The 21,822-nt window shown below is 39.7% G+C and carries 22 protein-coding genes; 8 read left to right on the forward strand and 14 right to left on the reverse strand.

What is annotated here, in order from left to right:
* Positions 1–38: 38 nt before the first annotated feature.
* On the reverse strand, positions 39–1,934 hold the full coding sequence (locus tag CSV80_RS01525; protein ID WP_099669491.1) for a PrkA family serine protein kinase: 1,896 nt from the start codon (positions 1,932–1,934) through the stop codon (positions 39–41).
* Positions 1,935–2,097: 163 nt separating this feature from the next.
* Between CSV80_RS01525 and CSV80_RS01530 the strand changes: the two genes are divergently transcribed.
* Positions 2,098–2,961: a YitT family protein gene (locus tag CSV80_RS01530; protein WP_099669320.1), complete on the forward strand. Its 864-nt coding sequence runs from the start codon at positions 2,098–2,100 to the stop codon at positions 2,959–2,961.
* A 384-nt stretch (positions 2,962–3,345) separates the two neighbouring features.
* On the opposite strand, the gene purU is transcribed toward CSV80_RS01530, so the two are convergent.
* The 3 genes from purU to fdhF all read right to left on the reverse strand — a co-directional run bounded on the left by purU (position 3,346) and on the right by fdhF (position 7,804).
* Complete coding sequence (gene purU, locus CSV80_RS01535; protein ID WP_099669321.1) at positions 3,346–4,254, reverse strand: formyltetrahydrofolate deformylase; 909 nt, start codon at positions 4,252–4,254, stop codon at positions 3,346–3,348.
* Between the two features lie 118 nt (positions 4,255–4,372).
* A complete protein-coding gene (locus CSV80_RS01540) occupies positions 4,373–4,861 on the reverse strand; it encodes a helical membrane plugin domain-containing protein (RefSeq protein ID WP_143560448.1) in 489 nt (162 codons plus the stop codon).
* Positions 4,862–4,879: 18 nt separating this feature from the next.
* The gene (gene fdhF, locus CSV80_RS01545) at positions 4,880–7,804 is read right to left on the reverse strand and encodes a formate dehydrogenase subunit alpha (protein WP_099669323.1); all 2,925 of its coding nucleotides are present in this window, start codon (positions 7,802–7,804) and stop codon (positions 4,880–4,882) included.
* 261 nt (positions 7,805–8,065) lie between these two features.
* Between fdhF and CSV80_RS01550 the strand changes: the two genes are divergently transcribed.
* The 3 genes from CSV80_RS01550 (at position 8,066) to CSV80_RS01560 (ending at position 10,726) form a co-directional block, all read left to right on the forward strand.
* Positions 8,066–8,407 carry a Na-translocating system protein MpsC family protein gene (locus CSV80_RS01550; protein ID WP_099669324.1) on the forward strand — a complete coding sequence of 114 codons (342 nt, stop codon included), beginning with the start codon at positions 8,066–8,068 and terminating at the stop codon, positions 8,405–8,407.
* Between the two features lie 15 nt (positions 8,408–8,422).
* Positions 8,423–9,268, forward strand: a complete 846-nt coding sequence (gene fdhD / locus CSV80_RS01555; protein ID WP_099669325.1) for a formate dehydrogenase accessory sulfurtransferase FdhD — start codon at positions 8,423–8,425, stop codon at positions 9,266–9,268.
* 177 nt (positions 9,269–9,445) lie between these two features.
* The gene (locus CSV80_RS01560) at positions 9,446–10,726 is read left to right on the forward strand and encodes an L-lactate MFS transporter (RefSeq protein ID WP_029053115.1); all 1,281 of its coding nucleotides are present in this window, start codon (positions 9,446–9,448) and stop codon (positions 10,724–10,726) included.
* 46 nt (positions 10,727–10,772) lie between these two features.
* Here the strand turns inward: CSV80_RS01560 and ypfJ are convergent, their stop codons facing one another.
* Complete coding sequence (ypfJ, locus tag CSV80_RS01565; RefSeq protein WP_099669326.1) at positions 10,773–11,618, reverse strand: KPN_02809 family neutral zinc metallopeptidase; 846 nt, start codon at positions 11,616–11,618, stop codon at positions 10,773–10,775.
* Between the two features lie 216 nt (positions 11,619–11,834).
* Here ypfJ and serC point away from each other — a divergent pair, with 216 nt between their 5' ends.
* Entirely contained in the window at positions 11,835–12,929 is a 1,095-nt protein-coding gene (gene serC / locus CSV80_RS01570; protein ID WP_199083910.1) for a 3-phosphoserine/phosphohydroxythreonine transaminase, read from the forward strand.
* A 38-nt stretch (positions 12,930–12,967) separates the two neighbouring features.
* On the opposite strand, the gene CSV80_RS01575 is transcribed toward serC, so the two are convergent.
* From CSV80_RS01575 to CSV80_RS01585, 3 genes are all read right to left on the reverse strand, one after another.
* Complete coding sequence (locus CSV80_RS01575; protein WP_099669328.1) at positions 12,968–13,819, reverse strand: STAS domain-containing protein; 852 nt, start codon at positions 13,817–13,819, stop codon at positions 12,968–12,970.
* A gap of 30 nt (positions 13,820–13,849) precedes the next feature.
* The gene (locus tag CSV80_RS01580; RefSeq protein ID WP_099669329.1) at positions 13,850–14,275 is read right to left on the reverse strand and encodes a hypothetical protein; all 426 of its coding nucleotides are present in this window, start codon (positions 14,273–14,275) and stop codon (positions 13,850–13,852) included.
* Between the two features lie 85 nt (positions 14,276–14,360).
* A complete protein-coding gene (locus tag CSV80_RS01585) occupies positions 14,361–14,618 on the reverse strand; it encodes a YqkE family protein (RefSeq protein ID WP_099669330.1) in 258 nt (85 codons plus the stop codon).
* A gap of 123 nt (positions 14,619–14,741) precedes the next feature.
* Here CSV80_RS01585 and CSV80_RS01590 point away from each other — a divergent pair, with 123 nt between their 5' ends.
* Positions 14,742–15,638, forward strand: coding sequence for a hydroxymethylglutaryl-CoA lyase (locus CSV80_RS01590; protein ID WP_099669331.1), 897 nt, complete (start codon positions 14,742–14,744; stop codon positions 15,636–15,638).
* A gap of 21 nt (positions 15,639–15,659) precedes the next feature.
* Positions 15,660–16,583 carry an alpha/beta hydrolase gene (locus tag CSV80_RS01595; protein WP_099669332.1) on the forward strand — a complete coding sequence of 308 codons (924 nt, stop codon included), beginning with the start codon at positions 15,660–15,662 and terminating at the stop codon, positions 16,581–16,583.
* A 68-nt stretch (positions 16,584–16,651) separates the two neighbouring features.
* Here the strand turns inward: CSV80_RS01595 and CSV80_RS01600 are convergent, their stop codons facing one another.
* From CSV80_RS01600 to yneA, 6 genes are all read right to left on the reverse strand, one after another.
* Positions 16,652–16,888 (reverse strand): YneF family protein, encoded by a 237-nt coding sequence (locus CSV80_RS01600; protein WP_083035511.1) that lies wholly within the window; start codon positions 16,886–16,888, stop codon positions 16,652–16,654.
* A 110-nt stretch (positions 16,889–16,998) separates the two neighbouring features.
* A complete protein-coding gene (gene sirA / locus CSV80_RS01605) occupies positions 16,999–17,439 on the reverse strand; it encodes a sporulation inhibitor of replication protein SirA (RefSeq protein ID WP_099669333.1) in 441 nt (146 codons plus the stop codon).
* Positions 17,440–17,583: 144 nt separating this feature from the next.
* Positions 17,584–19,590 (reverse strand): transketolase, encoded by a 2,007-nt coding sequence (tkt, locus tag CSV80_RS01610; protein WP_099669334.1) that lies wholly within the window; start codon positions 19,588–19,590, stop codon positions 17,584–17,586.
* Positions 19,591–19,698: 108 nt separating this feature from the next.
* A complete protein-coding gene (locus CSV80_RS01615; protein WP_099669335.1) occupies positions 19,699–19,935 on the reverse strand; it encodes a DUF896 domain-containing protein in 237 nt (78 codons plus the stop codon).
* A gap of 67 nt (positions 19,936–20,002) precedes the next feature.
* Complete coding sequence (locus CSV80_RS01620; RefSeq protein ID WP_029053127.1) at positions 20,003–20,656, reverse strand: YneB family resolvase-like protein; 654 nt, start codon at positions 20,654–20,656, stop codon at positions 20,003–20,005.
* Positions 20,653–20,979 (reverse strand): cell division suppressor protein YneA, encoded by a 327-nt coding sequence (yneA, locus tag CSV80_RS01625; protein ID WP_099669336.1) that lies wholly within the window; start codon positions 20,977–20,979, stop codon positions 20,653–20,655. The genes CSV80_RS01620 and yneA overlap by 4 nt, the downstream gene beginning before the upstream one ends.
* 195 nt (positions 20,980–21,174) lie before the next feature.
* Between yneA and lexA the strand changes: the two genes are divergently transcribed.
* Positions 21,175–21,795 (forward strand): transcriptional repressor LexA, encoded by a 621-nt coding sequence (gene lexA / locus CSV80_RS01630; protein WP_029053128.1) that lies wholly within the window; start codon positions 21,175–21,177, stop codon positions 21,793–21,795.
* Positions 21,796–21,822: the final 27 nt, after the last annotated feature.

Genomic DNA, 21,822 nt, shown 5'->3' on the forward strand with positions numbered 1-21,822 from the left:
ATCGTAAACACCAATTCTATTCACATTTCTAATCTGATTTAACGATTTAACAAACTTCCTACGTAACGCAGCAGGTCGTTTGCCGAGACGGAGTTATAGCCATGTTCGTCTACTAGCCGTGCTACGACTTCATTCATTTTCTTCAGTTGTGTCTCGTCTGGTGTAGTAGAAGTTGTAGTGATCTTCACAACGTCTTTTAGATCGGTGAATAGTTTTTTCTGAATTGCTTCACGCAAGCGGTCGTGGGAACGGTAGTCGAAGCGTTGGTGTTTTCTTGCGTATGCGGAAATGCGGATTAGGATTTCTTCTCGGAATGCCTTTTTCGCATTCTCTGAAATTCCTATCTGTTCTTCTAACGAACGCATCAACTTTTCATCAGGATTGACTTCTTCCCCAGTTAGCGCGTCGCGTAATTTATTTTTATTGCAGTACGCTTCAACGTTATCCAAGTAATTATCCATTAAGGTTTTTGCAGATTCTTCATAGGAATAGACGAAAGCTTTCTGGACTTCTTTTTTCGCAATTTCGTCATACTCTTTTCGCGCCATAGAAATATAGTTCATATACGTATCACGGTCTTCACTCGAAATGGAAGCGTGTTGATCAAAGCCGTCTTTTAACGAACGCAATACATCCAGCGCATTGATGCTTGGTACTTCTTTCCGAATAATTGCAGAAGAAATTCGGTTGATGACGTAGCGTGGATCGATTCCGTCCATACCTTCATCTATAAATTCGTTCTTCAGTTCTTCTGCATCTGCATCGTTAAACCCTTCAACATTCTGTCCATCATACAGGCGTAATTTCTTCAAGCGATCGACACCCTGTTTTTTGGATGCTTTCAAGCGTGTCAAAACAGAAAAAATAGCGGCTACTCGCAATGCATGCGGCGCAATGTGGACATGAGCCATATCACTGTCACGAATCATTTTTTCATAGATCTTTTCTTCCGCACTTACTTTCAGATTGTATGGAACTGGAATAACAATTAATCTTGAGTGAAGCGCTTCATTCTTCTTATTACTAATGAATGAACGATATTCCGTTTCATTCGTATGCGCAACGATTAGTTCATCTGCACTAATTAGCGCAAACCTACCTGCTTTAAAATTTCCTTCTTGTGTCAAAGACAATAAATGCCAAAGAAACTTTTCGTCAAGCTTCAGCATTTCTTGGAATTCCATCATGCCACGATTGGCCTTATTCAATTCCCCATCAAACCGGTATGCACGTGGATCGGACTCTGAACCATATTCAGCAATAGTGGAGAAGTCTATGCTTCCTGTCAAATCAGCAATGTCTTGTGACTTCGGATCGGATGGTGTAAATGTTCCAATCCCAACACGGCGGTCTTCTGAGAACAGAATGCGTTCCACTACTACATCTTCAATCTTACCTTCAAATTCTTCTTCAAGACGCAATTGATTTAGAGGCGATAAGCTACCTTCAATTCGTATTCCATACTCTTCAAAGAATGACTTCCTTAATGATTCCGGAATCAAATGCAATGGGTCCTCATGCATTGGACACCCCTTGATAGCATACACCGCTCCTTCATCTGTACGAGAATAAGCTTCTAGCCCACGTTTCAACATTGTAACGATAGTAGATTTACCACCACTAACAGGTCCCATCAATAGCAGTACGCGCTTCTTTACATCCAAACGCTTAGCTGCTGGATGAAAATACTCCTCAACTAAACGTTCTATAGACTCTTCCAGACCAAATAACTCTTCATCAAAGAAATTATAGATTTTCTTGCCGTCTTTCTTTTCAATTCCTGCGCTTTTTATCATCTCATAAATACGGGAATGAGCGGTTTGTGCCACTTCTTTACGCTCTTTTATTAATTCTAGATACTCCAAAAATGTACCTTCCCACTTCAACTCGTTTTCTTCTTTGCGATAATTATGCAACTGACGAATGATATCCAACATATCTCCTCCAATTAGGCTATGATGTTTTATTTTATGTTAGTGAAGAGTAAAAGATTCATCACGCACTTCCGAAGAAAAATTGAAAACCTTACATACCTACTACTTTCTTTTTTAAAATTCCGTTAAGATAGAATAAATACGTTTTCAAAAGGGGAGTTTTATGAGAAAACAACATAAAAAAGAAACCGTAGGGCATTTACTAAGACGCTATTTATTCATTTCAATTGGTGTTGTCATTACAGCAATTGCGTTAGATTTATTTCTAATCCCTAACTCCGTAATTGATGGAGGCATCATCGGGATTGCACTTATATTAAATTTCATTTCAGGTGTACCTTTTGGGATTTTAATTTTGATGTTGAACTTGCCGTTCCTGTTCTTTGGGTATAAACATATTGGCAAGAACTTCTTTTTCTCCTCTTCTTATGCGATTGCTTTGCTGGCCATTGTGGAATTCCCACTTAAAAAACTAGGTCCATTCGTAACAGACTCGTTACTAGCTACAGTATTCGGGGGATTGTTGTTAGGGGCGGGGGTCGGAACCATCATACGTAATGGCGGGGCGCTGGATGGGACGGAGATTCTTGGTATTTTACTGACAAAAAAAATCCCATACAGTGTCGGAGAATTCGTCATGTTCTTCAACCTCTTCATCTTCGGATGGGCAGGCTTTGTTCTAGGACCTGAAAAAGCGATGTACTCGATTATTACATACTATATCGCCTCAAAAGCGATCGACATTGTGATTCAAGGCCTAGACGAGACCAAGGCCGTCTTTATTATCTCCGATGAATACGAAGAACTTGGTGAAGCGATTCGTTTACGACTGGGCCGGAGTATTACGAAGTTGCACGGCCGCGGTGGGTACACAGATAACGAAAAAGACGTCATTTATGTAGTTGTGACAAGGCTGGAAATTTCAAAGCTAAAGCAAATCACTACCGACATAGATCCTTCTGCATTTTTGACCATCATGAACACACAAGAAACACACGGAGCGACTTTCAAGTCACCTATACATTAAAAGAAACCGCTACTCATCCTTAGAGTGGCGGTTTTTAGATTGTAGAGAACATATAAATAGAACGGGGTTTAACACCGTTGATCGACGTTCTAGCTCACGTTGACCTTCCAAGAGTCGCTACCTTTCACTTACGGCTAACTACTCTCTCCTTAATTTCGGAATGGGAGATATGCTTATGAAAAACCTACGTTAAAACTGAATCGAAGTAATCACATTAAGTAAATAAACGACCATATGAAATGTAAAACTATAATAGTGAATAATTTTAAGGGCTCACTTCAAACGCGTCCGCCTGAAACGCAAATTAACGACGCCATCCTCTATCCTATTTACTTTTTTTGCAAGTTAAAACCGCCACTCATTTGGGTGGCGGTTTCGTGTCTCTTAATGGAAGACAATGGTTTTATTATTCTCTACAATGACTCGATCCTCAAGATGCCACTTCACTGCACGTGCAAGAACACGTCGTTCGATAGTGCGACCAATCTTCTTCAATTGAACAATATCGTCACGGTGATCCACGCGCTCGATGTCCTGTTCAATGATCGGACCTTCATCCAAATCGTTCGTTACATAGTGTGACGTTGCACCAATCAATTTTACACCGCGTCCAAATGCTCTTTCGTAAGGACGCGCACCGATGAAGGCCGGTAAGAATGAATGATGAATATTAATGATTTGATTCGGGAAGTGACTGACGAATTCAGGTGTCAGTATTTGCATATACCGTGCCAACACAAGTACATCCACATCGTATTCTTCCATTAACTTCACTTGCTGCTTCTCTACTTCTTGGCGAATATCTTTGTTCGCTGGAATGTAGTGGAAAGGAATACCGAGTGCTTCGACCATTCCGCGGGCATCTTCATGGTTACTGATAACTACAACGATGTCAGTATTTAAATCACCATTCTGCCATTCCCATAGCAATTCCATTAAGCAATACGGTTCTTTGGAAACAAAGATCGCCGTACGTTTTAGTTCTACTGCGTAGGAAAAGTGATAGTCCATTTCATATTGTTCCGCAATGTTATTAAAATCTTCTTCCATTTCTTCTTTTTTATCCAATAGGTTGTCTAAATGGAATGCGATACGTAAATAGAACATGCCACCTTCTGGATCAGTTGAGTATTGGCTGGATTCAACGATATTTGCTTCATATTGCAGCAAAAATGTTGAAACTGCCGATACGATTCCCGGTTTATCCGAGCACTTCACAAGTAGTCTTCCGATGTTTCTCTGTGCTGTAGATTGTTCTTCTAAATGTGTTGCGATTTTACTTTGGGCCGACATGTTTTCATCTCCTACAAATAATGTTTCTTCATGAATAAGTTCCCCAGCCAGTAAGGCTAGGGAACGTGTGAACTCATCTCATACAGTATGAAGCAAAGTGACGTTTTTCGCAAAAGTCCTACTCTGCGGTTTTTTCTAAGCCTCTTCCCATCCCTTTTAGGAAGTTCATACCGAATGTTAACGCACGATTAATATCGGGATCATTAATGGATTTCATCAGTTGAAGAACGCCTGTTTTTTGCCCTTCTTCATTCCCTTGCTCTGCTTCAGCTAATCCTTTTTGGACACTTTTTGAGAGTTGCTGAATGGTAGCTGGGTCTAATGCGGTTAGAATTCCAGCTCCAGCCATCAAATTATTGAGCATGTTGGTAACTGGTTCTCTTGATACTTGACCTAACGCTATGCCAGTAATCTTTTCTTTTGAATGCAGCATGGCTTGTAATGCGTCTAACGCGCCAATCTTATGCAATTCACCTGTGATCTCCATAATTTTCTGCAAAGACTCTTCCTGTTCAGCAATTTGTTTCTGCAGTTCAGCCAACTTCTCCTGCTGTATTTCCAGTTCGGATCGTTCTGTTCTTTTAATAGAAGTTATGGGTGCCGCCATTGATATTCACCTCACTAGTTATTGATCTGTTAATTGGACATATCCCGGTCGATTCCACTTCCGCTCTACTTCTACACCATTTTGTGGATGGCGTTTCTTATCACGATGGTTGCTCTTAGGTAATGGATCGTCTCCCTGCTTCTCAAGCACTTCCATGCGAACCTTTGTCTGCTTGTATGCAGGCGTATTCGTTCGTTCATCTTTAGCAGGCCCTGTTAGGAAGTTGATTGCTGACTGCTTATCAACTGAGTTCATCGGTAAAAATAATTCGTTTTTCCGTACTCTATCTGTTACCAGTGCAGGAAGCTTCAACGCTCCATATGGAGAAATGAGTCTTACATAAGTACCTGTGACTACACCACGTTCTTTTGCCAATTCAGGTGAAATCTCCACAAATATATTGGGTACTTTTTCTTGGATACCTTCAGATTTATTCGTCATATTTCCTTCATGGAAATGTTCAAGCATACGGCCATTGTTGATATGAAGATCAAATTCATCAGGGAACTTTACTGGTTCAACCCAATCCGATAATGCAAAGCGTGCTTTCTTGTCTGGGAAGTTAAATCCATCTGTATAAAGAAGTGGTGTATTCTTCCCTTCTAGACTTCCCCAAAGGAAACTACCCCAACCTTCCAACTTCTCGTAAGAAGCTTCTCCGAACATAGGACTCAAACTTGTCATCTCAGCGAATATGTCACCTGGATGTGTGTAATTCCAGTTAGCGCCTAATCGATTGGCAACTTCTTGGATGATCCACCAATCTTGGCGAGAGTCACCTTTATTCGGCAACGCTTTATAAAGTCGTTGTACTCGGCGCTCCGTATTAGTAAATGTACCGTCTTTTTCAAGGGATGGCACTGCAGGTAAAATGACGTCTGCGTATTGTGCTGTGCGTGAGAAGAAGATATCTTGTACCACAAGGAAGTCGAGCTTTGACAGTACGTCATGAACATAGTTTGCATTGGAATCCACCAGTGCCATATCTTCCCCTACAATGTACATCCCCTTCATAACACCTTCATCAATCGAGTGAAGCATTTGAATATTATCAAGACCCGGTTTACCTTCTATCTCTACACCATAAGCACGTTCAAATTTCTCTCGTGCTGCGTCGTCTGTAATGTGCTGATAGCCAGGCAACCAACCAGGCAAGCTTCCCATATCACAAGCACCTTGTACGTTGTTGTGTCCGCGTAATGGATAAGCACCTGCGCCTGGACGACGGTAATTTCCTGATGCTAGCAACAGATTGGAAATTGCCGCTGAAGTATCGGAACCGCCTGTATTTTGTGTAACACCCATTCCCCATAAGATACATGTACCATCTGCATCACGAATCAATTCAGCTGTTTGAATCAGTACTTCTTTTGAAACACCTGTTACTTTTTCTGCATATTCAAGAGTATAGCGATTCAATACTTCATTAAAATCATCAAAGTGAAGAACATTTTCATCAATGAACTGCTGATCATGCCAGCCTTGGTCGATTAAGTATTTTGTCACCGCCATTAGCCATACTTGGTCCGTTCCTTGCTGAGGTGTCATAAAGATATCTGCGCGTTCAGCCATTTCATGCTTTCTCAGGTCAGCTACAATTAACTTTTGACCGTGTAGCTTATGCGCGCGCTTTACACGTGTCGCAAGAACCGGATGACCTTCTGCTGGATTTGCACCTACAATGATGACCAAGCCTGCTTCGGCAATATCTTTAATCGTTCCAGCGTCGCCACCCATTCCTACCGTACGGAATAATCCGTCTGTCGCGGGAGACTGACAGTAACGAGAACAATTATCTACGTTATTTGTACCAAATACTTGTCGAGCAAATTTTTGAATGACATAGTTCTCTTCATTCGTGATTTTTGACGAGGAGATGACGCCGATTCCGTCTTTGCCATGCTCGTCACGGATTTGACCTAGATTTTTCGCAACTAAATCCAACGCTTCTTCCCATGATGCTTCAACAAAGTCATCACCTTTACGAATAAGAGGCGTTGTGATTCGTTCTTCACTATTCACAAAGTCCCAACCAAATTTCCCTTTCACACAAGTAGAAATCTGGTTGACAGGTGCATCGGAAACCGGTTGAATTTTTAATATGGTACGATCTTTTGTCCATACTTCGAATGAACAACCTACTCCACAAAATGTGCAGACAGTTTTCGTTTTTTCGATCGTGGATTCTCTCATCGCGGATTCTACATCGGATATTGCCATGATACTGCTGTAACCTGGTTCTACATCCTTGATCAAATCAACCATAGGCTCCATCAGCTCGTCACTCATCTTCGTCATAAATCCAGCTTCACCCAGCATCGTTTTTTCCATCAGGGCATTACATGGACAAACCGTAATACAATGGCCACAGCCTACGCAAGAAGAATCATTAATCTTCGCTCCGCCATCCCATAGAACAATTGGACGATCACGTTCCCAGTCGATTGAAAGAGTTTCATTAACTTGTAAGTTTTGACACACTTCCACGCACTGACCACAAGCTATACATTGATTCGGATCGTAACGATAGAACGGGTGAGTGAAATCCACCGCATCTTTTGAACATTTCGGCTCGTATGGATATTTTTGTTCTTCCACTTCCATAAGTGCCACGGTATTATGTACTTTACAGTTTCCGTTATTGTTATCACAAACGGTACAATATAGTAAATGATTTTCTAAAATCCGATCCATCGCTTCCGTTTGTGCTTCCTTTGCACGCGGGGACGCTAATTTTACATCCATGCCGTCGACAGCTTGTGTTGAACAAGCACGTGTTAATTCACCATTTACTTCGACAATACATGTATCACATGTCTGTATCGGATCGACTTCTGGCAAATAACATATTTGTGGGTGCTCAATCTTATTTGCATTGATGATTTGAATGAGTGTCGACCCTGGTTCGAAGTTAAAAATCTTATCATTAATTGAAATTGACATACAGGCGTCCTCCTTCTCAAATAAAAAATCCACCATAAAAAAACCGTCATGACGGTATTTTTTTATGGTGGAATAGCTTCTTAACAGGACTTGCTAAAGAACCAATCCATACTTACTATTACATGTAGGTGGATGAACTCCTAGCAATCACATACTAGATTTCCATCTGTTATGTATTTAGTATAAAGTAATAAAGCGTATAATACAATGCCTAATCTCAAATAATTAGACTATTCTGTAAATAATTAAAGGAAGTGTCCTATGAAGAAAGTTCATGAATTTAATGATATCATCCGTAAATTACGAAAAGACTTATTTGGCAAAGGTCCCGAACGAATTCATACAATATTTATTGATAATATGGTGGTCTCTACACTCTATGGCAATTTGACTCCGACAGAAAAGTTCATAGCAAGAACACCAGAGGGAAAAGAAATGGTACATCGCGCACGAACTAGCATGATTCAGGCAGTCTATGCAAAAGAGCCGCCGGAAGGGTTGGAACAATTAGTCGATGCGAAGTTTCTGCATTTATTCAGCGATTTTAAAATCGATGATGATATTGCGGTTTCAGTATTTTTATTCGATCGACCGATTGACTAAAAGGGAGGAAGAATTATGAAACAGCAACACCAACGTTCCATTATTCGATATCAGGATGGGACAGCCTTTGAAAAAGAAGATCCGGTCGCAGTTGAATATGCAATCACAATTAAACTAAACAATAAAGAATTTGCGACGATTGTATGTACACCAGAATATATCGAGGATATGACAGTAGGATTCTTGGCTTCAGAAGGAATCGTACCGAAGTGGGAACAAATCAAAGACATTCGACTTGATCTGGAAAACGGCTTCATTTACGTCGATACTGACAAAGTCTATCCTTTCTTTGAACAATTGCAAAATAAGCGGTATATCACATCTTGTTGCGGCATGAGCAGACAAGGATTTATCTTTGCAAACGATGCACTGACAGCGAAAAAGATGGATAGTATTTCTGTTGAACTGACACCCGTACAAATATTTTCCTTGATGAATCAAATGGAAGATCAGGCAGAAATGTTCCGACATACTGGTGGCGTTCACAATGCTGCTTTATGCGCGCCTAATCAATTGCTATTATCTCGAATGGATATCGGCCGCCATAATGCATTAGATAAAATTTATGGTCACTGTTTGAAAAACACTATTTCTGTGCGAGATAAGATCATTGTATTCAGTGGACGAATCTCCTCCGAAATTTTGCTTAAAGTCGCTAAGATCGGTTGTGAAATTGTATTATCAAAATCTGCACCTACTGAATTAGCTTTGAGCTTAGCAGACGATTTAGGAATAACGACGGTCGGTTTCATACGCGGAGGATCTTTTAACGTGTACACACATCCTGAAAGAATCGTTATGGGTGACACTACTAATTTTCCGACTACAGGAAAAAATAATATTGACAATTCTGTGAATTGATAATACTATACTCCTTAATCCTATGCTGCATTCCAGTAATTGCATAATTACATTCCTTTTCTTTCCACTTTATGACCAAGTGGTGTGTCAACTAGCCATTTACGATACCAACTAGTCATGGGGTTAATTACTGGAATTAGCGCTGTGAAAGGGTTTGGTTAAAAAGGAGGGCTACGAATGAAAAAAACGAAGAACAGATGGCTGATCGCGTTATCTGCAGTAGGTATCCACATTTCCATCGGATCTGTTTATGCCTGGAGTAATTTCACTAATCCACTCATTGAAGAGTTTGGATGGACCACAAGCCAAGTACAGCTGACGTTTAGTATAGCCATTTTATTTCTTGGTTTATCAGCTGCTTTTTTAGGTCATTTTGTAGAAAAATACGGTCCAAGAAAAGCAGGATTACTTGCGGCTGTGTTCTTCGGAGTGGGAGTGACGGGTTCCGGACTCGCAGTAGGAATGTCTTCATTACCTATGCTGTATGTCTTTTACGGTATGCTCGGTGGAATTGGCTTAGGTGTAGGATATATTGCACCTGTTTCTACACTGGTCAAATGGTTCCCCGACCGCAGAGGTCTGGCTACGGGACTGGCTATCATGGGCTTTGGATTCGCGGCAGCTATCAGTAGTCCAATCATGGAATACTTGATCGTCAACGTAGGATTACAAAACACTTTTTATATTCTTGGTGTATCGTATTTCCTTATCATGTTGCTTTCTTCTCTTTATCTAGAAAAGCCGGAAGAAGGATGGGCACCGCCTGGATTTATCGAAAAAGTCCGTTCAGGTAAAACTGATGTTAAAGAAGACCTTGCTCAATTAACAGCAAATCAAGCAGTCAAAACGAAACGCTTTTATTATTTATGGCTAATGTTATTTATTAATGTCACGTGTGGTATTGCGATTCTATCTGCCGCCAAACCTATGGCGATTGACAGTATCGGTATGACGACTATTCAAGCAGCTGCACTAGTTGGTGTACTAGGTATCTTTAACGGGGCCGGAAGACTTGGCTGGGCTGCGATTTCGGATTATATCGGGCGCCCGAATACGTATACCACCTTCTTCGTCGTTCAGCTTATTCTGTTCGCTGTTTTACCGTTCACTACAAACGCAATTATTTTCCAAGTCATACTAGCCGTAATCTATACATGCTATGGAGGAGGTTTCGCTTCTATACCAGCGTATATTGGTGATATTTTTGGAACGAGACAACTTGGGGCTATCCACGGCTACATTTTGACAGCTTGGTCTGCTGCTGGTGTGGCAGGGCCGATGTTTGCCGCTTGGATGAAAGATACTACAGGTAGTTATGAAAGCAGCTTACTGTTCTTCGCTGGCTTATTCGCAGTCGCTCTAGTAATTTCCTTACTCATTCGTGTGGACATTAAAAGACTACGCAATGAAAAAGAAGAAATTATTCCAGCAGAACCTGCTATAGCCGCAACAAAATAAAAGATCGCGAACGTCATTTTGAAAAACAAAATGATGTTCGCGATTTTTATTTTTCGGTTTGCTTAAATGTGTCTCCACCATCAATCGTACCTAATTCAAAGCCATGTTCAAACCAATAAATTCGTTGTTTTGCTGTACCGTGTGTGAAACTCTCTGGAACAACATACCCTCTTGCACGCTTTTGGATCGTGTCGTCACCAACCGCACCCGCGGCAGTAATCGCTTCTTGCAAATCTCCTTGCTCCAAGTAGCCCCGTCCTTTCGCATGATGTGCCCATACTCCTGCAAAATAATCTGCCTGCAACTCAAATCTCACTAAATATTTGTTAAATTCCTCTTCACTCATTTTTTGACGTAATGGCATCACTTGATCCGAAATACCAAGTAGCGTCTGCACATGGTGTCCTACTTCGTGCGCTACTACATAGGCCATAGCAAAATCACCGGGCGCTTTAAATGTACTCTTTAACTCATTATAAAATGCTAAGTCAATATACAATTTTTGATCGCCCGGACAATAAAATGGTCCTGCAGCAGCACTTCCGTATCCACAGGCTGTATCCACTTGTCCTGAATAAAGAACTAGTGTTGGATTCTCATACTGAATTCCTTGTTGAGCAAATAACTCGGACCAAATATCTTCTGTATCCGCGAGCACAACCGAAACAAAATCCGCCAATTCTTTGTCTTGTTCGGTTTCCACGTACGGCTGATCGGGTACTGCTGAACTATTATCTAATAAATCAGTTGGATTTCCACCTAAAATGAGAAATAATATAATACCGACAATTCCAAGACCACCACCGCCTAATGCGATCGCACCTCCGCCTCTACCACCCCTCCCTCTTTGATCCTCTACATTTGAACTTTTTCTGCGTCCATCTGTTTTCATACTATCTCCCTCGTTTCGACTTTATCTGAGCTGAACTTTACATAATTATGTACATGCTGCTTGATTACAATTTACCCATTTTCTTAACGAAACAAACAAGACGAACATCTTATTGGTTGAGCGATTTATTGCGAATTGGCAGATAGCTATTCCCCATGTAGAGTTTTTCCTATATACTTTACTTTAGGTTTGTAAACTAATGAAGGAGTGATTTTGTTGAGTAATCAAAAGTCTGTCTATAATTTTAACGCGGGGCCATCCGCTCTTCCACGCAAAGTTCTAGAAAAAGCACAATCTGAACTAGTGGATTTCAAAGAATCAGGAATGTCTATTATGGAAATGAGTCACCGCAGTGCTACTTATGAACAAGTACATAATCAAGCAATTGAACGTTTGCGTTCGTTATTCGCAATTCCTGAAAACTATGAAGTACTATTCTTGCAAGGTGGAGCCAGTTTACAATTTGCAATGGTACCGATGAACTTCTTAGCCGAGGGTAAAAAAGCGAGCTATATCATGTCAGGCGCATGGTCAGACAAAGCACTTAAAGAAGCAAAAACAATCGGTGAAGTATACGAAGCAGCTTCTACAAAAGATGTGAATTATAATCGCGTCCCATCTTCCGAAGAAATTACATTTGAAGAAACGGATGCATACGTGCATATTACATCAAATAACACAATTTTCGGCACACAATTCCACGATTTCCCTTCCACTGGAAATGTTCCGTTGATCGCGGATATGTCAAGTGATATTCTGTCAAGACCGCTCGATGTCAGTAAATTCGGAATGATCTATGCTGGCACACAAAAAAACCTTGGACCTTCAGGTGTTACAGTTGCAATTATCCGAAAAGACTTGTTGGATCATGCGAATAGCGAGATTCCGGCTATTTTGAAATATAGTACACATTCGTCAAGTAACTCTTTATATAACACACCACCGTCTTTCGGTATTTATATGTTGGGTGAAGTTCTTGGTTGGATGCAACAACAAGGCGGCTTGGAAAAGATCGCAAAGCGCAATGAAGAAAAAGCGAACTTAATCTATGACGTGATTGACAATAGCAATGGTTTCTATACAGGACATGCTGAAAAAGGCAGTCGTTCATTGATGAACATCACCTTCCGTGTAGCAGATGAAGAGTTGGAAAAACAATTCTTGCAAGAAGCGAAAGAGGCAGGATTCGTCGGCCTAAACGGCCACCGTTCTGTAGGCGGATGTCGTGCCTCAGCTTACAATGCAGTACCAGTTGAAGCATGTCAGGCCTTGCAGAAATTCATGCTCGATTTCCAAGAAAAATGTAAATAAATCATAAAAACCAAGTCACCTTATAAGTGACTTGGTTTTTACTGTTCCATAATTAAAAATTCTTTCGTGAATGCTAATTGCAAGGAACTAAATGTTTGGATATTCGTGAAATCTAAACCAAGCTCTGTAGAAGCTTGAGCAATTGCTGGTAAGATACCTGTAATTGTGCATCTCGTTCCTAATAAAGATAAAACTTTTGTCACCTGAAAAATTTGTTGGGCTACCAGTGTATCAATTACCGTCACTCCCGATAAATCAATGAATAAATGTTCAATGTCAGCCTCTAAACTTTTTTCGGGAATACTTTCCAACAAAATGCGTGCTCGCAGTTCATCCATTTCTCCAATTAGCGGTACTACTCCAATTTTATCGGTAATTTTGATGACTGGTGAGCTCAATTCATTAATCAAACTTTGTTGAACATCGAACTTGCTATTGATATATTCATTATAAGTTTCTGCAAAACCGATATAAATCTGATCAAATGCATTATTGAGCGTTTCACTCCACCGCATATAATCTTCAAGTTTAATCTCATCTGCATTCACTAACTGAAATTTCTTTATTAAGCGCCAGTAAGTTATACGAAGCTTACTCAAAGCCTTTATTACTTCTTCTATGGGTGTATTGCTGTTCACTCTACTTAGAGCGACAACGGCTGCCCATTCTATTTTATTTTTTTCAAAGATTTCAGGATCATCAAGCAAACTACTAATGACTGTCAAATTCGTGAATTTATTTTGTTCCCGAAGTGTTTCTTCCATTTCAGGATGGGCACTAAGCGAATAAATTGAATCTTTTTCCACTTTTCTCATCGCTAGCCAGGAAGTAGTAATTTCAGGGAGTTTTGCTAGTAAATACTCGTAAAGTTTAACATCGAGCTGTTTCATTTTATATCCTCCTGAACACGTTCTTCATTTCTATTGAATAAATACAATTAATTGATTATCTTGAAAGTCAAAGATATTTAATATGACCCCAAAAACCGTTATGTACTTGTATAAAGATTCGTAATACGTGATACCATATTCTTTTTCATATTGCGCAATTGGATAAATATACTGTTCTTCTGTTGGGATGGGCAAGTATTTCCAAGGTCTTGGAGAGGTCTTGGATTTTTCTGCATGTGCATCTAATAAAGTACTATAAAAATTCTCTACCTTTTCTTTTGATAGATCATAATATATAACAGAATCCAGTATTTGAATCGTTTCTAGATTCCTTTGCATCCAATGAACAATTGGATGCTCAATGGGTGCTAAATGAACACGTTTTAAATTATTTTGGGATGTAAGTTCGTTTTGAATATTTAGCTTCTCACGATACATAATATACAAAAACTTCATTAATTCCTCTCCTTTATAAAAGGTCTTTTAATAAAGCACTTACTTAATTAGTATACGTAACCCCACACCTATTTATATAGTCTTCTTAATACATTGTTCCATCATACCCATACTCATCTAGTAATTCTTCAAAACTTTTATTTTTTTCACGTTCTTTTCGCTCTTGAATACGCTTTTCTTTTTCCTGTTCCAATTTTATTTCTTCTTCCGCCTTCATTTCTTGTTTCATTCCTTTTAATTTAGCTAACACATCATCGCTCATTAAATCTGAAAGTGAAGTTGCAGAATCATCTACTGTATTGTTCTTTTGGTTAGTTGATGCTTTTCGTTGTTTTTTTGACATATTTTCACTACTTTCTATTTAATAAATAATTTGCATTTCATTGTTATTATCCAGTTAATTGTCAAGGGTTTTACATTGCCCTTACTCGCTTACATTACGTACAATAGATGGAGGGGGATGTTTATGTATAGTTTACCAAAAAACGTGACGTTAATCGAGGTTGGACCGCGCGATGGTTTACAAAATGAAAAAAACAGTATTCCTACTGATCAAAAATTAGCTTTTATACATTCTTTACAGCAAGCCGGCATACAGGAAATGGAAGTGACTTCTTTCGTATCGGCTAAGTGGGTTCCGCAAATGTCTGATTCTAAAGAAATTATGGACCGGGTATGTAAAACAGGCAGGCAACTTGTCCTCACACCGAACGCACATGGTGTTGAGAATGCCTTAAAAGCTGGCGCAGATAGTGTGGCGGTCTTTGTGGGTGTAAGTGACACATTCAATCGACATAATATTAATCGCTCCACTGCGGGAAGCGTGGAGACACTACGACCTATTGTCGATCAGCTCAAAATAGATCATCATTTTGTGAGAGCCTGTATCTCCACAGCATTTCACTGTCCGTATGAAGGAGTTATTCCACCTAAACAAACTCTGGCCCTTTGCGAAAAATTTGTCGATATGGGTGTAGATGAATTAAGTGTGGCCGACACTGACGGTATGGCAAACCCTTTGGGAAGTTTTACTTTATTTAAAACACTAAAGACAAAGTTCCCAAATATTTTGATTACAGCACATTTCCATGATACGCGTAAATTAGGATTGGCTAATATTTATGCCTCTTTACAAGCAGGGGTTGATCGATTCGATACTTCTGCAGGTGGTCTTGGTGGCTGTCCTTTTGCGCCTGGTGCTACAGGCAATGTTGCAACGGAAGATGTGTTATATCTATTGCAGTCTGTCGGGATAGAAACAGGGGTTGATATGGATAAAATATGTGCTTCAGTAGATGAAGTTGCACCTTATTTGTCACGTCCTATCGATACCGCAATGTATAACTTATATAAAAGACAATAGAAAATAGAAGGGAGGATTTTGGTGAAACGTAGAGTAATGTATATTGTCGGTATTGCATCAAGTATTATTACAGCGTTTTTAACAATTTTCGGGATTCTTGTCACGAATCGACTGATGTATTTAAAAATAAAGGACTCTGAATTTATTTTGCAGCGCGAGATGATTGCTAAACGTTTTGATCATCAGTGGTTTGAAACTGTAAGAAAAGATGATATTTGGATTCCATCACCTAACGGCTATAACTTACGTGCAATTTTCTTGCGACCTTTAGATACAACGCGAACGGTTGTTATTTGCCATGGTGTAACGGAAAACAAAGTAAATTCCATCAAATATGCACGTTTGTTTGAACGCTTAGGATTTAATTCCGTTATTTTTGACCATCGGCGGCATGGTGATTCGGGTGGAAAAACAACGAGTTTTGGATTTTATGAAAAAATGGATTTGAAAGAAATCGTGACAGCTGTTCGTAAACGTGTAGGTAAGCGCGCTTTGATTGGCATTCACGGAGAATCTATGGGTGCTGCCACTACGCTGTTATACGCAGGTACGTATGAGGATGAAGCAGATTTCTATATATCAGATTGTCCATTTTCGGATTTCTCAGAGCAACTATTGCATATCATTCGTACAGAGATGCCATTTAAGACTTCCATGAGCTTGCGAATCGCCAATTTATTTTTAAAAATACGTGATGGCTATACTTCTGCAGCTGTGTCTCCCCGCGAAGTGATGAAGTTTATTGATAAACCCGTATTATTCATACACAGTTTGGAAGACACTTTTATTTTGCCTCATATGACGGAAGAGTTATACGAATTAAAAGAAGGCGATAAAATGATGAAGCTTTTCGCTAAAGGGGCACATGCCAAATCTTACAATGATAATCCCGATGAATATCTACAAACGGTTCAAAGGTTTTTAAATCGATTCCGTTTATATTAAAGACAAGATTATACAGTAAAAACTAAAAAAGCTCCGTGTTAGCAAATTTGCTGATCACGGAGTTTTACTTATTTTTTTTTAGCAGGCTTATCTTGAACCTTGTTCATCTGAGCCATCATTTGATTAATTTTCTTTTGAGAAGGTTTCTGTCCCATTTGCATCATCATCATACGTAACATTTGTTCATTAATTGGCGGATTTTCCTTCAAATAATTCATCATATATTTACGTGCTATGAAAAAGCCGAGTGCTACTCCGCCGATCAAAGCGACGACGATCAATAAAATTGCTATCCATAAAGTCATTACTGCCAAACCTCCCTCATAAAAATAGTTCGATTACATACTACCAAGAAGGATTATACAACATAGCAGCAGTGAATAGCAATGACTGTACGCAAATTGTGCGGAAGTTTTTACATCATTGTATTTTCTAGAATCATGCGTTCAGAGTGTTTAAGTGGTTTGAGCCACCCGCATTCTTCCTGTTCATTCATGACTGCAAAAAAACGATCTGTAGAAGATGATAGTGCTACAAATAAATCTAAGTCCAACATTCTTGAACCTTGGCAGTACACTTCTATACTGTGTGTACCCATTTTGATGAAGACCTCTCCCTTGATTAAGTGTGTCAATCGATATTCATTATGATATGAATCCAGTTCATCAAAATTTTTACTTAAGGTATTCTGAATGATGCTATCCAGTTCCCTTTGATTCAACCGATCACATAAATATTCAATTTCTTGATAGCTTGTAGAAGGGCCTACTGTTAGCAGCTCAAATAATAAACGTTCACGCCCCATTATGAAGGATTGATACGCTGACTTGATTTTAAAAATTTCATACTTCCTCATAACGAACACCTCCTACTACCTATCATAGAACTTGTCCGAAGTAAATCGTGTCAGTTTGCGGAAAACTTCATCACTATTATTGTCGTAAAGCTGCGCAAAAAAATACACGGCTCTTTAATAATAAGAGCCGTGCGTTGTGTATACTTAGTTATTTAATAGATTTGTCATTTCTTTTACAACATTTTCTACAGTAAAGCCATACTTTTCAATGACTAACTCGCCTGGAGCACTTGCACCGAAAGTATCGATTGCCACGACGGTTCCTTCATCACCTGAGTATTTATGCCACCCAAGGGAAGCTCCCATCTCAATCGCTACTCTCTTCTTAATGTTCTTTGGAAGAACAGAATCTTTATACGCTTGATCTTGCTTCTCAAATAGATCCCACGAAGGCATTGAGACGACACTGACGTCGATATTATGTTCTTTTAGAGCTTTCTGTGCTTCAACCGCTAGACTTACTTCCGAGCCACTTGCAAGCAGTAAACCGTCCGCTTGTTCTTTAGTAGCAGGTGATACGACATACGCACCTTTTGGTACATATTCCATCGCAAGTTCTTGCGATTTAGGCAATACTTCAAGATTTTGTCTAGACAATACTAAGACAGTTGGTGTGTCTTTTGAAGTGGCAGCTATATGCCAGGCTGCGGATGTTTCGTTTCCATCAGCTGGACGAATGATAGACAATCCAGGCATTGCACGTAAAGAAGCCAATTGCTCAACAGGTTCATGTGTAGGTCCGTCTTCTCCGACCGCTACGCTATCATGTGTGAAGACATACGTTACAGGTAGGCCCATTAATGCAGACAATCGAATAGCAGGACGTACATAGTCACTAAACACGAAGAAAGTTCCGCCAAACACTTTCACTCCACCGTGAAGAGACATGCCGTTTAGAGCAGTCCCCATTGCGAATTCACGTACACCAAACCATATATTACGTCCAGCATAGTCATCAGCAGTGAAATCGCCCGCGTTCTTGATCGTCGTCTTGTTTGAACCCGCAAGGTCCGCACTACCGCCGAATAAAGCTGGAACTGCATTTGCTAACGCATTGATTGACTCACCAGATGCTGAACGAGTCGCTACAGAAGCACCTGCTTCATAAACCGGCATTTGTTCTTTTAAATCGCCAGGAAGTTCATTCGCAATTGCTTGTTTAAACTGTGCAGCCAATTCTTTATGTTCATTTTCATAGCTTGCGAACAAATCATTCCATTGTTGCTCTGATTGAACACCAAGTTGATCCGTTGCTGAATTAAAACGGTCATAGACTTCTTCAGGAACGTAGAAGTCCTCTTCGAATGTCCACTTATAATACTCTTTCGTAAGTGCCATTTCATCTTCACCTAATGGTGCACCGTGTGCATCTGCTTTACCAGACTTGTTTGGTGAACCATAGCCGATCACAGTTTTTACTTCAATGATTGTCGGTCCGCCAGTATTGCCTTTTGCTTTTTCAATTGCATCAGAAACGGATCTTGTGTCATTTCCATCTTCAACGCGTGCATAGTTCCAGCCATATGATTCAAAGCGCTTTCTAATGTTTTCAGAGAATGACATATCCAAATCGCCATCTAAAGAGATGTCGTTACTGTCATATAGCACGATTAGTTTATTTAATTGAAGGTGGCCAGCCATGGAAATTGCCTCTGCTGCTACACCTTCCATCAAATCTCCATCTCCGCATAGTGCATATGTGTAGTGATCGACAATATCGAAACCGGGTTTGTTATATATTGCTGCAAGATGTTTTTCAGCCATTGCCATACCTACAGACATACCAATTCCTTGTCCAAGCGGCCCTGTCGTTGCTTCAACTCCTACTGTATGTCCATACTCTGGATGTCCAGGGGTCTTGGAATCCCATTGTCTGAAATTCTTTATGTCCTCAATAGTCAAGCCGTAACCGCTTAGATGCAACAAGCTGTAGAGTAACATCGAGCCGTGTCCTGCTGAAAGTACAAAACGGTCACGATTGAACCATTGTGGGTTTGATGGATTATGGTGTAAATGTTGCGTCCATAGTGTGTAAGCCATCGGTGCTGCACCCATCGGTAATCCCGGGTGACCAGAATTTGCTTTTTCAATTGCATCGATTGATAATGTTCGGATTGTCGTTATTGCCAGTTGATCGATTTTTTCGGTCATGCTGTACATCCTTTCCATCCTGTCTCATATGAGTGTTTTATAGTACATATTCCTTCTCTAGTGTAGTCAATTCTAGAGTTAATTACAATGTTAATCCTTTACCTATCATCAATTTAAAGGTTTTTGATTCGCCCTTGCTTGTTTAACTTTATCTGGTGTTACATCATTTCCTTCTGGATCTACTACTTTGACCGATTCGATCGTTTCACGCATGCTTGTACGGAATGATTCCAAGTATTCCTTTCTCAACCGCGTCTGTTCTTTTGCCTCTTCAATCGATAATCCTGTTGTTTTCTTTTTATTTGCCAATTCATTAATACGTTTTATTTTCTTTTCTGATAGCATCTTTAAAACCCTCCAAAAGTTAGTCGTTTAATAAAATGTAAACAACCTGGAGGAAAAGTGCAACCTATTAGTGTTCTTGCGCTATAAACTCTTTATATCTTCTATGAACTGTCGCTTTACTGACCGCATGGCCTAATCCATTTAATACTGTTGCAATTTCTTCATATGTGAGACCTTTGTTACGAAGTGAGACAATTTCTTCTATTGGAAGTTCAAGTCTTTCACGCCCCGGTCCCTGGTCAATATTTCGCAGATTCTTTGATGGATCATAGCCTCTGTCAACAGCACGCTTCATTCCTCTACGTATTTTTGCATTATGTAGTTTTCGTTGATATTCTTCTACGATTGCGAGAATTTCTAGTAACATGGAATCCATTTCATTCAGTTCAATCGTACCGTTTGAATGATTGGTAATCACAGTCGTTTCACTTTTAGCAATTACATGCAAAATCGCAACCCTAGCATTCCCTCGTCCTAATCGTGTTTCATCTTGAATGAATACTGCATCCACTGTATCGTTTTGGATTTGATCCAACATGGATAGAAGACCTTCACGATCCATATCATATCCACTTTGCCGATCCGTATAGATGCCAACACAATCATAGGATAGCTCAGCAGCTAATTTTTCAAGCTCCTCTTGCTGTCTCACAATAGATTGTTCTTGTGTTTCTTTTTCCGTACTCACACGGCAGTATATTACACATTTCTTTTCTGTCATTTAGATCCTACTCCTATTTCAGCTACCTGGATATCTGTTTGTTTATTAATTTTAACAGGCACACGGAGTAATTCACCTGAAACGATTTGGTCAGTAGGTAATTCATTTAGTGAACGCACCTGTTCAATCCAGTGGGTTGTGGGTATATCTTCTGAGTAGTTAGAAGCCAGCTGCCAAAGTGTATCCCCTTCATTAATAACGATTTCTATGTAGTGATCTTCCTCGGCTATTTTATCAAATTGAAGCCAGGCAAAAGATACACAAACTGCTAATAATACTGCGAAATAATAATTATTTTTGATAAATTCTTTAATAAACTCCATTTTAACTCCTCCTCGAATTCGCGTATTTAGAATGCATGTTCGGAATACTTGTTCTTAATTATAAGAGAACATATGATTCTATGTCAAGCAAAATTAGAACCTTTGTTTGATTAGTAATCGAACACATGTTATACTATATTCAAAATAATGGTTCAGTATACCATTGCTCGCAAACTAGTAGAAGAGGTGAATCTGTTGAAGAAAATATCAAAGAGACAAGAAGAAATACTTGCTTTCATAAAAGATGAAGTGCGTTTAAAAGGTTATCCCCCTTCCGTTCGTGAAATTGGAGAAGCTGTAGGTCTTGCATCAAGTTCTACGGTTCACGGTCACTTATCACGACTCGAGAGTAAAGGTTTCATACGCAGGGACCCGACAAAACCCCGAGCTATTGAAATTTTGGATCCAGAAGGACTAGATGAACTAAAAAATGGCGTTATGCATGTGCCGTTGATTGGTAAAGTTACAGCAGGCAATCCAATTACGACGATTGAAAATATTGAAGAGTACTTCCCATTGCCGGATACATTTGGTTCCTCAGAGGATGAAATCTTTATGTTGGAGATTGTAGGAGACAGTATGATTGAAGCCGGCATCCTAAACGGAGACCGTGTGATTGTCAGACAAACGCACTCTGCAAGCAATGGGGAAATTGTCGTAGCTATGACAGAAGAAGATGAAGCAACCGTTAAACGTTTCTTTAAAGAAAAAGATTATTTTCGACTCCAACCAGAAAACTCTTCCATGGAGCCGATCATTGTAGATCAAGTTTCCATTCTTGGAAAAGTGATCGGTGTATTTCGGATGATTCATTAATGAAAAAAAGTGTATCGAGAAACCTCA

The sequence above is a fragment of the Sporosarcina sp. P12(2017) genome (assembly GCF_002743035.1).
In the GTDB taxonomy this organism is placed as follows: Bacteria; Bacillota; Bacilli; order Bacillales_A; family Planococcaceae; genus Sporosarcina; species Sporosarcina ureae.

Coding starts and splice junctions, on each gene's coding strand:
- CSV80_RS01550 (WP_099669324.1), top strand. CDS start 8,066: ATGAAGAAAGTTCATGAATTTAATGATATCATCCGTAAATTACGAAAA.
- sirA (WP_099669333.1), bottom strand. CDS start 17,439: ATGAGGAAGTATGAAATTTTTAAAATCAAGTCAGCGTATCAATCCTTC.
- fdhD (WP_099669325.1), top strand. CDS start 8,423: ATGAAACAGCAACACCAACGTTCCATTATTCGATATCAGGATGGGACA.
- CSV80_RS01575 (WP_099669328.1), bottom strand. CDS start 13,819: ATGAAACAGCTCGATGTTAAACTTTACGAGTATTTACTAGCAAAACTC.
- fdhF (WP_099669323.1), bottom strand. CDS start 7,804: ATGTCAATTTCAATTAATGATAAGATTTTTAACTTCGAACCAGGGTCG.
- CSV80_RS01590 (WP_099669331.1), top strand. CDS start 14,742: ATGTATAGTTTACCAAAAAACGTGACGTTAATCGAGGTTGGACCGCGC.
- CSV80_RS01620 (WP_029053127.1), bottom strand. CDS start 20,656: ATGACAGAAAAGAAATGTGTAATATACTGCCGTGTGAGTACGGAAAAA.
- CSV80_RS01560 (WP_029053115.1), top strand. CDS start 9,446: ATGAAAAAAACGAAGAACAGATGGCTGATCGCGTTATCTGCAGTAGGT.
- CSV80_RS01580 (WP_099669329.1), bottom strand. CDS start 14,275: ATGAAGTTTTTGTATATTATGTATCGTGAGAAGCTAAATATTCAAAAC.
- yneA (WP_099669336.1), bottom strand. CDS start 20,979: ATGGAGTTTATTAAAGAATTTATCAAAAATAATTATTATTTCGCAGTA.
- CSV80_RS01615 (WP_099669335.1), bottom strand. CDS start 19,935: ATGCTATCAGAAAAGAAAATAAAACGTATTAATGAATTGGCAAATAAA.
- CSV80_RS01600 (WP_083035511.1), bottom strand. CDS start 16,888: ATGACTTTATGGATAGCAATTTTATTGATCGTCGTCGCTTTGATCGGC.
- ypfJ (WP_099669326.1), bottom strand. CDS start 11,618: ATGAAAACAGATGGACGCAGAAAAAGTTCAAATGTAGAGGATCAAAGA.
- CSV80_RS01530 (WP_099669320.1), top strand. CDS start 2,098: ATGAGAAAACAACATAAAAAAGAAACCGTAGGGCATTTACTAAGACGC.
- tkt (WP_099669334.1), bottom strand. CDS start 19,590: ATGACCGAAAAAATCGATCAACTGGCAATAACGACAATCCGAACATTA.
- CSV80_RS01585 (WP_099669330.1), bottom strand. CDS start 14,618: ATGTCAAAAAAACAACGAAAAGCATCAACTAACCAAAAGAACAATACA.
- CSV80_RS01540 (WP_143560448.1), bottom strand. CDS start 4,861: ATGGCGGCACCCATAACTTCTATTAAAAGAACAGAACGATCCGAACTG.
- purU (WP_099669321.1), bottom strand. CDS start 4,254: ATGTCGGCCCAAAGTAAAATCGCAACACATTTAGAAGAACAATCTACA.